We start from the raw sequence: 14,160 nt of genomic DNA, 5'->3' as shown, positions 1-14,160 counted from the left end.
TGAATGAGTATGGCGGCCATAGCGGTAGGGCCACTCCTGTTCCCATCCGAACACAGAAGATAAGTCTACCCACGTTGTTTACTGTACTGAAGTACGAGAGTCTTCGGGAAATCTACATCGCTGCTATACTCACTCTATCCAATTCTTTTCTTAACTGTCTTGAACTCAATAGTTGTGACTTTATTTTATTAATTTTGTCCTACTGAGCAAAGCTTAAAGATATTTATTCTAAGCGGATCTGGAGTATTTGGTATACTGGCTTGTTCAATTAATGTTATATCACATTGAAGTTTACTTTTACTGGGGATTATTTTGGGGTGCAGGAATGAGTGAAAATACTCTTATATTTGTATATAATGCAGACAGCGGTCTCATAAATGAAATGAAAGACTATGTTCATAAAATCGTATCTCCATCCACTTATGGATGCAATCTTTGTGCCATAACCTATGGTAACACAGGTATCAAAGCTGAATGGAAATCTTTTGTGGATGATCTTGGAATTCCTGTTAAGTTCTTGCATAAGGATGAATTCTATGAAAAGTACGGTGAAAAAGAATCCTCATTTCCCTGCGCTTATCTCGAAAATAGCAATAAGCTCGATCTGTTCATTTCATCTGATGAAATAAACAATTGCAGTACTCTCGAGGAACTAATGTCCCTTGTGACCCTCAAGGTGAACGAACTATTGGGGAACTGAACGAATTAGCTCTATATTGGATCAACTGCGGCCATATTTAGCTCTGAACTGATTTGGCAATTCACTGTTTGGCATATTTACTGTTCTTCTCGGAGGTATCCTGTCAGTTGAACTCATCGGAAACGAGTTCAAATATTTAATAGCAGGAATAGTATGTCTCTTTCTATTCATGGGTTCATTTTCTATAAATGATTATTTCGATTACAAGATAGATATTGCCAATCATAGGCAAGACTGACCAATAGCTATGGGTACTATTTCGCGGCGCAAGGCCCTCAATATTGCTGTAGCTTGCTTCATTTTCTGAAAGCATCAAGTATAACAATAAAAACAATCTAATATCTTATCATAAGTTGGGGTCTGGAAATGAAAGAATATGATCTAATTGTTATTGGCAGTGGTTCGGGTATGAACTATGTAAGTTTGATAATGCAACAGTATCCTGAAATGAAAGTTGCTATCATAGATAAGGACAAACCCGGGGGGATATGTCTAACAAGAGGTTGTATCCCTTCTAAAATGCTACTTTATCCTGCAGAACTTGTCAGAGAGATCGGAAATGCAGATCGTTTTGGTATCCATGCTGAAATAAGATCAATCGATTTTAAATTCGTAATGGATAGGATGCGGTCCAGCATAGATGAAGATATTGAAATGATACACGAAGGACTCTCATCCGATCCGAAATTAGATTATTATGAAGACGTTGTGGAGTTCATTGAACCTTATGTACTAAAGGTCGGAGAAGAGCAGATCACATCAAAAATGATCTTCTTGAGCATAGGTTCAAAGCCCATGATCCCTCCTGTAAAAGGTCTTGATGGAATTTCCTATCTTACCAGTGACACTGTACTGGAACTGACCACCCTCCCGGAAAGCCTTGCGATTATCGGAGGTGGCTATATAGCGGCTGAATACAGCCATTTCTTCTCTGCAATGGGCTCAAAAGTAACTATCATCGGTCGCAGTCCAAGAATTGTGGACAATGAAGAACCTGAAATAAGCGAACTTGCAAGAAAAAAAATGGCACAGTATATCGATATAATCACTGATCATGAAGTATCTGATATCCAGTCATCAGGCAAACAAAAGAAAATAATTGCAAAAGATCGAAATTCAGGAGATGAAATGGAACTTCTTGTGGATGAAGTATTAGTAGCCACTGGCAGAAGTCCCAACACCGATATTCTCCATCCTGAAAAAGGAGGTGTCGAAACCGATGAAAGGGGTTGGATAAAGGTGAACGACCATCTGGAAACTACCTGTTCCAACGTCTGGGCATTTGGCGATGCTAACGGTCACTATCTTTTCAAACACGTTGGCAACTATGAATCCACCCTGGTATATCAGAACGCAGTCCTGAAAGAGGACATAAAAACCGACTATCACGCTGTTCCCTATGCCATATTCTCCTATCCTGAGATGGCAGGTGTGGGCATTGGGGAAGCTGCAGCCATTGAGCAATACGGCAAAGACAACATCTCCATTGGCTTCCATAGGTTCGAAGACACTGGAAAAGGTATGGCAATGGATCTTGACAGTTACTTCGTTAAGGTCATTCTGGGGGACTCAGGCAGTACTCTTCTGGGGGTACATATAATTGGCCCGCAAGCATCAGTTCTAATTCATCAATTAATAACTGTGATGAACACCCCTGGGAGCAATATCGGTCCTGTAGTCAATGGAATGGATATCCATCCATCTCTTAGTGAAGTGGTAAAAAGGGCATTATACTCAAGGATGTCTGTGGAAGAATATCATTCAGTATTGAAGTCCCTTGAACTTGAATACTGACCTCTTTTCTCTTTTATGACAATGTTCCTATCCATCCTCTGACAAGTATGAAGATTATTATGAGTGGAAGGACGTATCTTATGTATGTTCTTGTCCAACTTGGGAACTTCAGCCCCTTTCCGGTATCAACCTCCCGAATAAAATAGCTCCATCCCCATCCGAAACTATAGCTGCAAAAAAGCACCAGTGTAAGTGCACCTATTGGAAGGATATTGTTAGCAAATATGAAATCTTCCAGATCAAGGATGGATGTTCCTTCCCCAAAAGGCTGATACCAGCTCAATGGTCCGAATCCAAGGCAGCATGGTATGGATAAAACGAATATCGCAATTCCGCTTATAATTGATGCTTTTTTTCTTTTCCATCCCCATTCGTCCATTGAAAATGCTATTACATTCTCCGAGATGCCCATTACAGTTGACATTGAAGCAAAGGCAAGGAAAAGGAAGAAGAGAGTTCCCCACAAAATACCTGCAGGCATTTGATTGAAAACATTAGGTAATGTTACAAAGAGAAGCCCGGGACCTGATCCTACATCGATACCGAAAGCAGAACATGCCGGAAATATCATCAGGCCTGCCATGAGTGCTATGCTAGTATCAAGGAATGTGATCCTTAGGGATTCTCCTGTAAGGGAATGATTTTTGTTGATGTAGCTTCCGAAGATGGTCATACCACCGACCCCTACGCTCAAAGTGAAGAATGCCTGGGTCATGGCGGCATAGATACCTTGCCAGCTTAATACCGAAAAATCCGGTTCAAGATAGAAACTGATCCCTTCAGCAGCACCGGGAAGGGTCACAGAACGAAGTACGAGTATTATCAATATAAAGAAAAGCCCTGACATCATCACCTTTGAAGCCCTTTCAACCCCTTTCTGCAATCCTCTTGAACATATGAATGTCCCAAGGCCGACCACCAACGCCATCCACGTTATCATCTCCAGGGTCCGACCTATGAACAGGTCAAAGAAAAGCCCTATTTCCGAGGGTCCGAGGTAAATGAAACTACCTTTGACCATGTAATAGAAATATGCAAATCCCCAACCTGAAACGGTAGTGTAGAACATAAGTAGGATGATATTTCCTATTATGGCGATATATCCAAATAAGTGCCATCTTTTTCCACTTGGCTCCAGCTTGCGCAAGGACCCCGCAATATTTTGCCTTCCGGCTCTTCCAGTGGCAAATTCCATTATCAATATCGGTAATCCGAGAATGAGGAGGAATACAAGATAAACAATAACAAAGGCAGCACCTCCGTATTTTCCTACAATGAAAGGGAAACGCCAGATATTTCCAAGACCAATGGCACATCCCGCAGAAACAAGCAAGAACCCGATCCTTGTAGCTAATTGTTCACGGTTGATGTCCGTGGTGTCATCTTTCATCTCTATTCCTCTTCATATCAATGTCAGGGATAGCTATGAATGCCACTATATAAATATAATTCGATAAGGTTTTAATATACTGTCCTGTTTTGAAGGCAATAAAAAAAGCAGGAACCCGTTAAGGGTTCATGAGGAAAGAGCGAGAATGGCCTCGGCCAAGTCTCCGTTCGCATTTTTAAGAGATTCAAGTGCAGCTTCTTCGGACACACCGGTCTGTTCAGCCACAAGTCTAACGTCATCTTCAGGAATGACAACTTCCCTTGGAACCTCTTCAGGAGTGCCAACTACTTGGTAAGTATCCACACCCTGTGCGTTCATGATACTGACATCTGCATCGTTGAACACAATATCCTTATCTGCGGTCCTGATGATGACCTGTTCAACACCTTCTATCTGATCGATGTTGATGCCCATCTGCTTCATCATCTGCTTGACTTTTGCCGGGTTCATGCCCCGACCGCCCATACCTGGAATCATATGATCACCTATTAATTGTTACCGCGTAGGATTGCATTACTAAATTAAAGTCTTGTTCTAATATTAGTGGCAGCTACCACCGCAGCTTCCGCATCCGGAATTTGCGGTTGGATTGTCAATAATGAAGCCTTTGCCACCCTCGGTGTCAATATAATCTACAGTTGCTTCATCAAGCTGTTCGCTGATGTCAGGACCCATTACTATCTTGATATCCTTGCTTGTTACTGTAACATCATCTTCCTTGATTTCGTCATCAAGTGCCATTCCATACTGTACACCACTGCATCCCATGCCAGCGACAAATATTCTGAGTGCGTGATCCTTCTTCTCTTCAGCCTCAAGAAGTGCTTTTAATTCGGTTGCAGCAACGTCTGTTATCTCGATCATTCTATAATCACTCCATTTTGATATTGAAAATAATAAATGTATTGAACGTTATATATACGTTGCCATATTTAAAAGTTCGCAAACGGACGAACTATCATACAAACTCCACATCATCATCCACCGGTTCGGTAAGGATCTCCTGTGTGTAAGCATTTATTTCTATCGAGTTCCTTGATCCTTTAACTTCCCATATTGGGACATATACAAGCTCGATATTGAAACGAATATCATCTGCTGTAGGCTTGAATATCTTATGCTCGGATATCATGGCCTCCCCGACAACATTGCTGAAACGTACATCCTTCGTATATTCCTCTATGATCTCGGACAAAAGGGTAGTTTCCGCTTCCTGCTGATCGAACATCTGACTCTTTATCTCATAACTGTCATCCGGCAAAGTTATGCTATCATTTACCTGTTGTAGTTCGATCTGTTCCCTGTTCCCATTAAGTGCATTCAGACAACCCTGTCCCTGTCCTGATATGTCTACCACTTTGTTCTTGAACCGGTGTTCAGCCTTAACTGCATATGCATATCTCCAGTATGGGACAAATTTCAGACTCACATCTTTCGGCATTCCTATCTCGGACCTTGCCATTGCAATAGCCTTATCCTTCTGTAATTTTATAGGTGCAGTGTGAAGATCTAGCGTAAAAGGTATCTGGCTCTGTGGTTGCCCTGATGTGGTCTGTGGTTCTTCCATCATGTTTGGCGCTGGTGCTGATGCCTGTGCTGTTCTTTGTGGGTGTTCATATTGTATGAAATCGTTGTTTGTTTCTGCCTGTTGCATCTCTGGTGATGTTCTCCATATATTGAATCCAGGTTTGTTAGTTGCTGGTGCAGCAGGTTCAACATTGTTCGAATCCCATATTTCTGTCTCTTCACATGAAGAGCTCATATCAGGTATCTGAGCAGGAAGTTCTTCATGATGGTGTTTCTTTACATCATATGCAACAAGTTCCAGATCGGAGGTATTTCCTTCTATGTCAGCAATTACTGCTTTTCCGATTTGGAAGGCAAGTTCATCGCGGTCCCACGTAATGAGTCCTATATGTGTTGCATAGTCCCACATTTCAGCACTCATCTTTTCCAAAGTTACATAAAGCCCAATGTTGTCTTCTACAACAGCAGCAAAGCTATTTATCTCTGAAATATCAGGTTGTGTTGTCAACTTAATGTAGGTCTTAGTGCCATTTTTTTCTATGATCAGATCCACAGTGTCTGATTCTGAAACACTGTGTCCTGAAGTTGCAAATATATTTGTCAGGAGTTCAGCAAGGTTATCTTTCATTTTTATCAACCATTTTTTTAGCAAATATTAAGGATATCTTTTCCAAAAACGATCAGAGAACTCTGGTCGTGGTCTCCAGTTCAACTCCTTTGTGAGTGATATTATATGAAATCGTCTTGTCAGGGGGTATCATTCCTCTCATCTTACGTATCAATATTGATCGCTCGATCTCACTTCCACGCTCCCTCATTCGAAACTCTATAACTCCGTCACACACGCTCTTTAGATTATTTTCGACTATCGTATCGTGCATGCCGCCAGTCATCATAACGAGCTGGACCGATTTTGTAATTTTGCCCATGGAAGATATTATCTCAATAGCCTCAATGACGGAGTTGAGCTCATATGATCTCAGGAAGTAAGAAATAGAATCCACAACGCCTCTGTATGGCCCCTTTCTTTCCTTTGTAACCGACGACTTAAGAAGGTTCATGGCGTCAGTGTTCAGTTTCAAAAAATCTTTTGCTGAAAGGTTACTGAAGGTTTCCTTTGGTAAAATATTGGAAAAACGTGTAGTATAGGCATCAATAAAGTCAACTTTTCCTTCCTCTATCTGTTTTTCAATATTCCACCCGAAATTTTTCATATCTTCAACTATCTCCTGGATCGGGTGTTCAGCAGAAAAATAATAGACCTCTTCCTGGTTTACCAAACCACCATAAATGAATTGCTGTGCAAAGACCTCCGAGCTTGCACCTGGTTCTGCAAGAAGAAGTATTGTAGTTCCCGGTGGGACCCCGCCTCCGAGTTGTACGTCCAAACCCATTACTCCAGTTGGGACGCGGTATCCCCCAGTGCCATTGAAGCTGTAATCCATTTAACTCACCCTGTGATCTTCCTTAGCAAAAGATTCTGACGAATTCATTCGAACATCATAATTGTTATCATGGCATATTGTTTCCTCTTAGTTTTTATAGTTATAGTATATTTTAATAATTGATTACTATGATCGATCTTGATACTCTCAAATTTGATGGAAATGGTCTGATCGGTGCAATAGCCCAGGACAATGGGACAGGTGAAGTGCTCATGTTTGCTTTCATGAACAGGGAAGCTCTGGAAAAGACAATTGAGACCGGAATTGCCCATTACTGGAGTCGCAGCAGACAAATGCTCTGGAAAAAAGGCGAAAGTTCCGGGCACATGCAGAAAGTTCATGAGCTACTCATTGACTGTGACATGGATGCTCTTGTCGTTAAGATCTCCCAGGAAGGCGGAGCTTGTCATACTGGATATCGTTCTTGCTTCTACCGCAACATTGAAGGAGATGTTGTAGGTGAGAAAGTGTTCGACCCAGCTGACGTTTACTGATGTTTTAATGAACCTTTCAGTCCCATTCCTTCCTTTTTTAATATTTTATTGTTCATGTCAGTTGTGTTAAATAGTTTTGATTGATAGTTCTACTTATGGTAAAAGAAGAAAATTACAGGATAGTTCCTGATACAAGTGTGATCATCGATGGTCTCCTGTCCGAGATGGTCGAGAGTGGTGAGTATGAAGGCATTGAACTGTTCATATCAGAAGCCATGGTGGCAGAACTGGAATCACAGGCAAACCGTGGCCTTGAGATCGGTAACAAAGGGCTTGACGAGTTAAAACAGCTTCAAGAGATGGCCCGTGAGGGTATGTTAGACATGTCCTTCACAGGTAAAATACCCACTGCCGAAGAAAGGATGTATGCAAAAGCAGGTGCTATCGATGCTATCATCCGTTCATGTGCTGAAGATCTTGATGCCACTTTTGTGACCGGCGATAAAGTACAGTATGATGTAGCAGTGGCAAAAGGTATGGATGTGGAATATCTTCCTCCGAGGAAGACTGAATTAATGCCTTTGCTCATTGAAGACTTTTTCACTGAGGACACCATGTCCGTCCATTTAAAGCATAAGGTCGCTCCAATGGCCAAACGCGGTTCCATCAAGAACATCGAGTTCGTGACAATAAGGGATACTCCTTGTAGTTCCCATGAGCTCAAACAAATAACAAGGGAATTGCTTGAGCGCGCAAGGGCAGATGATGAGTCTTTCATCGAGATGTCCCTTAAAGGCGCAACGGTCCTTCAGATACGTGATATGCGAATAGCCATAGCAAATCCTCCGTTCTCTGATGACGTTGAGATAACTGCAGTTCGTCCTGTTGCATCAGTAAGTCTTGATGAATATCGTCTTGGTGATGAGCTAAAGGAAAGAATTCTGGGACAACGTGGGATTCTTGTTTCAGGTCCACCAGGTGCTGGGAAATCCACCTTTGGTGCAGGTGTGGCCATATTCTTGCATGAGAACAACTATGTTGTCAAGACAATGGAATCCCCTAGGGACCTGCAGGTTCCAAATGAGATAACCCAGTATGCACCGCTTGAAGGAAGTATGGAAAATACAGCTGATGTGCTGTTGCTTGTCAGACCAGACTATACTATCTATGATGAGGTTCGCAAGACCCGCGACTTTGAGATATTTGCAGATATGAGACTTGCAGGCGTGGGCATGATCGGTGTTGTACATGCAAACCGTGCCATAGATGCTGTGCAAAGGCTCATTGGAAGAGTTGAGCTTGGTGTTATTCCGCAGGTCGTAGATACTGTTATTTTCATCGACAAAGGCGAGGTCGCTCAGGTACAGACCCTTGAGTTCACTGTAAAGGTCCCATCAGGAATGCTTGAGGCCGATCTTGCAAGACCTGTCATAGTGGTCTCCGATTTTGAGACATCTGCTCCTGAATTCGAGATATATACTTTCGGTGAACAGGTTGTAGTCATGCCGGTTTCAGACTCCGTGGCCCGTAAGCCTGTATGGGGTCTTGCAGAAGGCGAGATCGAGGATGTTGTGCAGCGATACGCCAAAGGGCCGGTCGAAGTTGAGATGTTGTCGGATACAAGTGCTGTTGTAAAGGTCCTTGATAGTGAGATCTCCAAGGTGATTGGCAAAAGCGGTGTGACCATCGATGAGATCGAGAAGATCGTCGGAGTTCATATCGATGTGCGTGAACTTGAAGAGACATCCCTTAAAAGAGGCAATAAGGACCGTTCTCCCGAAACATCTTATAGGCCTACCATCGAACACACGAAAAAACATGTTATACTGAACGTCCCGGAAATAGCTTCTCAGGATGTCGAGATCTATACAGGAGATGACTATCTTTTCACTGCAACGGTAGGGAGACATGGCGATGTCAAGGTCCGTAGCAATTCTGCCCTTGCAGAGGATATCCTGGATGCAGTGGATGCCGGGGAACCGATTATTATTAAAGTAATATAATAAAAAGAGTATGAGGGGGATATCCCCTCATTTTCCTTATTTTTTTGATATTAGGCTTTGATGATCTTTCCAAGGCCAAAGCTTATTACCAGAATGCCTATGGTACTCAGGCATATTGCAATTATCTCTCCGAGCTTGCCTTTACCTTCGATGGAATAATCCGGCAGGGGGGACTCAATAGCAGCTTCAGCTTCTTCCAATTCTGCAAATATGTCTTCGCTTATAACCTTTTCAGCTGCACTTTCCAATCCGTCAGGATCAGATGATGCAAGGAAAGGTGCGAGTATGGATATCATGATCGCTCGACTCAATCTTTTCTATGTTCTTGTCAGGATACTGGCGGTTCTGCCTTTCGGGATCGGGCTGGCAGTATTTCAGCCTTTTATAAGATAGCCCTTCATTGAAACGTTTACTGTCTATCCGGTGTCCCTTCCGTTAGGATTGACCATCACTTATGAAGGGCTTGATTTTGGAATAACGCTGATGGCAAGGTTCCTTGTCTGCGTGACCTCTATCATTGTTCTTTCATCCACCATGAAAATGAACGATTTTGTAGTATCTGCGAGAAGACTTGGTGTTCCAAAGGAATTCGTTTTGCTTTTGACCATGATGGTGAGATATCTGTTCGTGTTCTGGAGCGTGCTCAAAAGGATACGTGTGGCACAACAGTCCCGTCTTTTCGATATATGGAACAAGAACACTCCGAGGAAGTGGATACTCGAGCAGGTAGGCAATACAATAAGTTCCCTTTTCGTACAATCGTACGAGCAGGGTGAAAGGACTTACATAGGCATGCTTTGCAGGGGTTATAGCAATGACAATAGCAACCTTTTCATTCGCAGGTCGAAGGTAAGGGCAAAGGATGTAATGTTTTGTGTCATTACCATAGGATTGATATTTTACGTACAGTTCCTTCTGTGATTCAGGAAAGCTACTGTTCAATTCTTTTTTTAAAACCATATACTAATATACATTCGTTTACATTTCTTCTATTTAAGGAGAGTTTTTGGTGAAAGTATCTATTATTGGTTCAGGTTACGTTGGTTCAGTGTCAGCTGCATGTTTTGCAGAGCTTGGTCACGAAGTGATATGTATAGACATTGATGAAAAAAAAGTGCAGATGATCAATGACGGCATTCCTCCGATCTGGGAGGAAGGACTTGAAGGACTGATGCAAAAGCATGCTGAGAAGAATCTTATTGCAACTTCCGATTACGACTATGCGATACAGAACTCGGATATATCCTTTATCTGTGTGGGCACACCTTCGAACGAACACGGGAATATCGACCTTTCTATCGTTGGCAGGGCTTGCAAAAGTCTTGGAATGGCCATGGCAAAAAAAGACGGTTTCCATATCGTGGTTGTCAAGAGCACAGTGGTCCCCGGGACCACAGAGGATGTTGTGTTGTATCTTCTTGAGGAACATTCCCGCAAGACCGCTGGGAAGGATTTTGGTGTGGCAATGAATCCCGAGTTCTTGAGGGAAGGCAAGGCTGTCTATGATTTCATGAATCCTGATAAGATCGTTGTGGGTGGTATCGATGGGCGTACGATCTCTCTTGTTTCGGAGCTTTATCGGGATTTGGAATGTGAGGTCACACGTACGAACCCGCGGACTGCTGAGATGATAAAATATGTGAACAATTCTTTCCTTGCTACCAAGATCTCATTTTCCAATGAAGTGGGTAATATCTGCAAAAAACTTGGCATTGATACCTATGAGGTCATGAACGCAGTGGGTAAGGATTTCCGTATCTCTGAACATTTCCTGAATTCCGGTGCAGGATTTGGCGGCTCCTGTTTCCCTAAAGATGTACGTGCTCTTATAGGAAAAGCAAAGGAACTTGATTATTATCCTGCTCTTCTTGAATCGGTCGTTGAAGTAAATGATCTGCAGCCGATCCAGATGGTTGAACTCCTCGAAGATCATGTGGGGGATGTGAAAGGCAAACGTATAGCTGTACTTGGGCTGGCGTTCAAGAACGATACCGATGATATTCGTGAATCCCGCTCAATTCCAGTCATACGCAAACTTCTTGAGAAAGGTGCTTTGGTGGCTGCTTATGATCCAATGGCATCGGAACACATGAAAGCTGTCTTTGAGGATATCACATATTGTGAGAGTGCTGAAGAGGCTCTTAATGGAGCGGACGCCTGCCTGATCATGACGGAATGGGCTGAGTTTAGAAAGCTCGATCCCGAGTTTGGTGGTATGAAGAACAAAGTTGTCATTGACGGCAGAAAGATGATCGAACCTGATAAACTGGAACAGGATATAATCTACGAAGGCATCTGCTGGTGATATTAATGAGTGGGGGCACTGTAAAGGAAGATGTGCAGGGGGATTCCCCTTCAACATTTTCTTAACTTATTGGCATTGAACTGGATGTGTACTCACATAATCGCGATCATCTATATTTTGTCAGTCATTGAGGTTCGAATCTTATCCCTCGCATAGCAAAGTTGGGATATAGGTCAGGATGAAAAAACCGAATTCTTTGAATTATTTGATTGAGATAAATCGTTCTAATAACTTTTTCTTAGAATTGGATAGCATCTTTTTAACGTCGAATATGAATGTAATGACTACAAGTAACAAAGACATCTGCACAAAGGTACTCATCATTGCTTGTATTATTTTATAGTACAAAGGATCATATTGTTCCAATAAATGAAAAATAATAGTTCCTGCAAATATAATTAAAGTTGGAATTATGTACAAATGTTTATCAAAAGATTTAATATTATAAAGTTTGAGGTATATTGGTACAGCTATTACATAAGCAAGTAATATCAAGGTGAGATAAGTTTCTTTATTATATGCTTGAAATATATAGTAAAATAAAATCAGAACTATCATAAAAAATGGAATTGCAAAGAGAAAACGTTCAACATTTTCAAAGCTAAATTCTGAGATTGGTATTAAATTAGAATCATTGGTTGAAAATTGAAATAAATTTTTGAATATAATTCCACACAGCAATATAGAAATTGCTATTGATGAAACAATTCCTAAATCAAAAAGAATTTTTAATCCATTTTGTAATGGGATATATGGGCTAGAAAAATAACCTGCTAATGCTATAAAAAAACCCAATGCAACAAATAAATTTATGTTCGAATTTAAAAATTTTTCTAACATCATAACCACATCTTTAAGTTATGCACAAATAATATTTAATAATTTTTTAACGGCAGTAGTATTCAAGTTCAATTTTCCACTTTCCTTCAACCTTTTCTTAATACCCTGAAACGTATTCCTCCCAACTCCTAGTCTCTCAGCTTCCTTCTGTGGCATCTCAAGAATCTTCCTCTTAATCTCTTCCACATCAATAAATTCCTGAGCCTTCTTCACATCTAATTCCTGTTCATCAATACTATTGGCTTCTTTGCCAATGTACACAACACCATCAGCCTGAACATGCTTCCTTTCAAGAATCCCAACCTCACCATCAAACTTATGCTCAAGATGTTCCTCATACTGCATTATTGTCCTGCTCAACGGTTTGAAATAATGAGATCCTTCCTTAATATCTCCAGTTGCATAATCAATAAATGGCTCATACACAACCTTCTGAGGATTTCTACAGAGCCAAATTTTTAATAACCGTATATGTGCTATTAAGCTTCGTTTTAACATGTCTATTGGAAGCTCAACTCAAAATATATAATGTAAGGCTAACTATATTTCACAATTTCGCAAATAATGTTTGTTACAATATATCGATTCGTTAAATCGATGTACCAAAACCGTATGTACTCCCCATGAAAAAAATCGTGATAATTGATTATGGGCTTGGCAATTTGTAAAGGCATTTGCTGGGTTTTTGGTATTCAGTTGACATTGAGTTTAGGATTTTTTTGGGATAATTCTAATTTTGTATTCATATAATCTGTTGCCATCATTTTATTCAATTTCATTTGATTTGCTATGTTTAAGTTATAATGGGTTATAACTCTTTATAACTAGTCCTAACTAGTCATAACAAGTCATAAGTACTCATACTTCTATGTACATATTAGGAATAAGTTGTTACTAGGATTTGGTTGCTAAAACAAAACCCGATTGACAAAATATAACACACGAAAGTGGCTAAAATACAATAAGTAAAATAGAAATGGTAGCATAAAACCAAACTGAAAATGGTAATATAAAACCAAATTAATATATTAAAATAAAATACAACAAAATAAATTACTGGAGCAACTAATATGACACACATAGTACACGGAAGTTCCAAATCCAAAACAACTATTCCAACAACAACTGACATCAGGGATAGACTGAAAAGCTATGGTTTAAAAGGTGAAACATATAGTGATATTCTGGCGCGTCTAATGGATACTGCCGACTATGACCTGTTCATGGATCGTATGTATGCACGACTAGATGAAAAGGATCAGTTTGTCTCACTTGATGAATTAAAGTGAGATATATGAAGATAGGTATTGAAATACACAAAAGTGCAGCAAAATCTCTCCAGGAGCTTGACTCTGGCACAAGAGATCGTATCGTATCCGAACTCAAGTCATTTGCAAATGAGCCCACCACAAGTAAGTCTGATATTAAGAAACTAAAAGGAATCAAGGGCAAACAGGACTTATACCGTCTAAGAATTGGAAATTACAGGGTAATATATGCCATACAAGACGATGTAATGTGGGTTATTGAGATTATGAACCGTGAAAAAGGTTACAAGTGGTTGACAACAAATGTGTTCAACTTATTGTTCTTATTTTGTAACTATTCAGCCATCCTCACGTATTTGATATAAACTTAGAATACTCAACACAATTCCATCAGTGCTTGATATTGATTTTACCAAAAAACAATATACTATGCCTCTATTTTAGTCACTCCCTG

16 protein-coding genes and 1 rRNA gene are annotated in these 14,160 nt (G+C 40.7%); 9 read left to right on the top strand and 8 right to left on the bottom strand.

Going from position 1 to position 14,160, the window contains the following annotated elements:
- Positions 1 to 8 precede the first annotated feature (8 nt).
- The 3 genes from rrf to KDK67_RS12175 all read left to right on the top strand — a co-directional run bounded on the left by rrf (position 9) and on the right by KDK67_RS12175 (position 2,494).
- A 5S ribosomal RNA gene (gene rrf, locus KDK67_RS12185) occupies positions 9 to 129 on the top strand.
- Between the two features lie 196 nt (positions 130 to 325).
- Positions 326 to 700, top strand: coding sequence for a hypothetical protein (locus KDK67_RS12180; RefSeq protein WP_250869064.1), 375 nt, complete (start codon positions 326 to 328; stop codon positions 698 to 700).
- Positions 701 to 1,066: 366 nt separating this feature from the next.
- The gene (locus KDK67_RS12175) at positions 1,067 to 2,494 is read left to right on the top strand and encodes a dihydrolipoyl dehydrogenase (RefSeq protein ID WP_250869063.1); all 1,428 of its coding nucleotides are present in this window, start codon (positions 1,067 to 1,069) and stop codon (positions 2,492 to 2,494) included.
- 13 nt (positions 2,495 to 2,507) lie between these two features.
- Here KDK67_RS12175 and KDK67_RS12170 read toward each other — a convergent pair whose 3' ends face one another.
- The 5 genes from KDK67_RS12170 to KDK67_RS12150 all read right to left on the bottom strand — a co-directional run bounded on the left by KDK67_RS12170 (position 2,508) and on the right by KDK67_RS12150 (position 6,856).
- Positions 2,508 to 3,884, bottom strand: coding sequence for a sodium-dependent transporter (locus KDK67_RS12170; protein WP_250869062.1), 1,377 nt, complete (start codon positions 3,882 to 3,884; stop codon positions 2,508 to 2,510).
- A 126-nt stretch (positions 3,885 to 4,010) separates the two neighbouring features.
- Positions 4,011 to 4,361: a nascent polypeptide-associated complex protein gene (locus KDK67_RS12165; RefSeq protein ID WP_250869061.1), complete on the bottom strand. Its 351-nt coding sequence runs from the start codon at positions 4,359 to 4,361 to the stop codon at positions 4,011 to 4,013.
- A 63-nt stretch (positions 4,362 to 4,424) separates the two neighbouring features.
- A complete protein-coding gene (locus tag KDK67_RS12160) occupies positions 4,425 to 4,748 on the bottom strand; it encodes a HesB/IscA family protein (protein WP_172367525.1) in 324 nt (107 codons plus the stop codon).
- Positions 4,749 to 4,842: 94 nt separating this feature from the next.
- Positions 4,843 to 6,039: a hypothetical protein gene (locus tag KDK67_RS12155; protein ID WP_250869060.1), complete on the bottom strand. Its 1,197-nt coding sequence runs from the start codon at positions 6,037 to 6,039 to the stop codon at positions 4,843 to 4,845.
- A 52-nt stretch (positions 6,040 to 6,091) separates the two neighbouring features.
- Positions 6,092 to 6,856, bottom strand: a complete 765-nt coding sequence (locus KDK67_RS12150; RefSeq protein WP_250869059.1) for an RAD55 family ATPase — start codon at positions 6,854 to 6,856, stop codon at positions 6,092 to 6,094.
- A gap of 128 nt (positions 6,857 to 6,984) precedes the next feature.
- Here KDK67_RS12150 and hisI point away from each other — a divergent pair, with 128 nt between their 5' ends.
- Together hisI and KDK67_RS12140 are read left to right on the top strand one after the other, a co-directional pair.
- Entirely contained in the window at positions 6,985 to 7,350 is a 366-nt protein-coding gene (hisI, locus tag KDK67_RS12145) for a phosphoribosyl-AMP cyclohydrolase (RefSeq protein WP_250869058.1), read from the top strand.
- A 95-nt stretch (positions 7,351 to 7,445) separates the two neighbouring features.
- Positions 7,446 to 9,293 (top strand): PINc/VapC family ATPase, encoded by a 1,848-nt coding sequence (locus tag KDK67_RS12140; RefSeq protein ID WP_250869057.1) that lies wholly within the window; start codon positions 7,446 to 7,448, stop codon positions 9,291 to 9,293.
- A gap of 50 nt (positions 9,294 to 9,343) precedes the next feature.
- Here the strand turns inward: KDK67_RS12140 and KDK67_RS12135 are convergent, their stop codons facing one another.
- Complete coding sequence (locus tag KDK67_RS12135) at positions 9,344 to 9,604, bottom strand: PDGLE domain-containing protein (RefSeq protein ID WP_250869056.1); 261 nt, start codon at positions 9,602 to 9,604, stop codon at positions 9,344 to 9,346.
- Between the two features lie 130 nt (positions 9,605 to 9,734).
- Here KDK67_RS12135 and KDK67_RS12130 point away from each other — a divergent pair, with 130 nt between their 5' ends.
- Both KDK67_RS12130 and KDK67_RS12125 read left to right on the top strand, forming a co-directional pair.
- A complete protein-coding gene (locus KDK67_RS12130) occupies positions 9,735 to 10,214 on the top strand; it encodes an energy-coupling factor transporter transmembrane component T family protein (RefSeq protein ID WP_250869055.1) in 480 nt (159 codons plus the stop codon).
- A gap of 88 nt (positions 10,215 to 10,302) precedes the next feature.
- Positions 10,303 to 11,598, top strand: a complete 1,296-nt coding sequence (locus tag KDK67_RS12125) for a UDP-glucose dehydrogenase family protein (protein WP_250869054.1) — start codon at positions 10,303 to 10,305, stop codon at positions 11,596 to 11,598.
- A gap of 201 nt (positions 11,599 to 11,799) precedes the next feature.
- Here the strand turns inward: KDK67_RS12125 and KDK67_RS12120 are convergent, their stop codons facing one another.
- Together KDK67_RS12120 and KDK67_RS12115 are read right to left on the bottom strand one after the other, a co-directional pair.
- The gene (locus tag KDK67_RS12120) at positions 11,800 to 12,441 is read right to left on the bottom strand and encodes a hypothetical protein (RefSeq protein WP_250869053.1); all 642 of its coding nucleotides are present in this window, start codon (positions 12,439 to 12,441) and stop codon (positions 11,800 to 11,802) included.
- A 15-nt stretch (positions 12,442 to 12,456) separates the two neighbouring features.
- Positions 12,457 to 12,936 (bottom strand): hypothetical protein, encoded by a 480-nt coding sequence (locus KDK67_RS12115; RefSeq protein ID WP_250869052.1) that lies wholly within the window; start codon positions 12,934 to 12,936, stop codon positions 12,457 to 12,459.
- 572 nt (positions 12,937 to 13,508) lie between these two features.
- On the opposite strand from KDK67_RS12115, the gene KDK67_RS12110 reads away from it, so the two are divergent.
- Positions 13,509 to 13,727 carry a hypothetical protein gene (locus KDK67_RS12110; protein ID WP_250869051.1) on the top strand — a complete coding sequence of 73 codons (219 nt, stop codon included), beginning with the start codon at positions 13,509 to 13,511 and terminating at the stop codon, positions 13,725 to 13,727.
- A gap of 5 nt (positions 13,728 to 13,732) precedes the next feature.
- Positions 13,733 to 14,071, top strand: a complete 339-nt coding sequence (locus KDK67_RS12105) for a type II toxin-antitoxin system RelE family toxin (protein WP_250869050.1) — start codon at positions 13,733 to 13,735, stop codon at positions 14,069 to 14,071.
- The last annotated feature ends 89 nt before the right edge of the window (positions 14,072 to 14,160 follow it).

Source organism: Methanococcoides seepicolus (assembly GCF_023684405.1).
Classification (GTDB): domain Archaea; phylum Halobacteriota; class Methanosarcinia; order Methanosarcinales; family Methanosarcinaceae; genus Methanococcoides; species Methanococcoides seepicolus.
The sequence above is the reverse complement of the archived record's forward strand: the minus strand, read 5'-3'. Positions and strand labels throughout refer to the sequence as shown.

What these genes read in the sequence shown, in the direction of transcription:
- KDK67_RS12180 (WP_250869064.1), top strand. Translation starts at nt 326, where the DNA reads ATGAGTGAAAATACTCTTATATTTGTATATAATGCAGACAGCGGTCTC.
- KDK67_RS12175 (WP_250869063.1), top strand. Translation starts at nt 1,067, where the DNA reads ATGAAAGAATATGATCTAATTGTTATTGGCAGTGGTTCGGGTATGAAC.
- KDK67_RS12170 (WP_250869062.1), bottom strand. Translation starts at nt 3,884, where the DNA reads ATGAAAGATGACACCACGGACATCAACCGTGAACAATTAGCTACAAGG.
- KDK67_RS12165 (WP_250869061.1), bottom strand. Translation starts at nt 4,361, where the DNA reads ATGATTCCAGGTATGGGCGGTCGGGGCATGAACCCGGCAAAAGTCAAG.
- KDK67_RS12160 (WP_172367525.1), bottom strand. Translation starts at nt 4,748, where the DNA reads ATGATCGAGATAACAGACGTTGCTGCAACCGAATTAAAAGCACTTCTT.
- KDK67_RS12155 (WP_250869060.1), bottom strand. Translation starts at nt 6,039, where the DNA reads ATGAAAGATAACCTTGCTGAACTCCTGACAAATATATTTGCAACTTCA.
- KDK67_RS12150 (WP_250869059.1), bottom strand. Translation starts at nt 6,856, where the DNA reads ATGGATTACAGCTTCAATGGCACTGGGGGATACCGCGTCCCAACTGGA.
- hisI (WP_250869058.1), top strand. Translation starts at nt 6,985, where the DNA reads ATGATCGATCTTGATACTCTCAAATTTGATGGAAATGGTCTGATCGGT.
- KDK67_RS12140 (WP_250869057.1), top strand. Translation starts at nt 7,446, where the DNA reads ATGGTAAAAGAAGAAAATTACAGGATAGTTCCTGATACAAGTGTGATC.
- KDK67_RS12120 (WP_250869053.1), bottom strand. Translation starts at nt 12,441, where the DNA reads ATGATGTTAGAAAAATTTTTAAATTCGAACATAAATTTATTTGTTGCA.
- KDK67_RS12115 (WP_250869052.1), bottom strand. Translation starts at nt 12,936, where the DNA reads ATGTTAAAACGAAGCTTAATAGCACATATACGGTTATTAAAAATTTGG.
- KDK67_RS12110 (WP_250869051.1), top strand. Translation starts at nt 13,509, where the DNA reads ATGACACACATAGTACACGGAAGTTCCAAATCCAAAACAACTATTCCA.
- KDK67_RS12105 (WP_250869050.1), top strand. Translation starts at nt 13,733, where the DNA reads ATGAAGATAGGTATTGAAATACACAAAAGTGCAGCAAAATCTCTCCAG.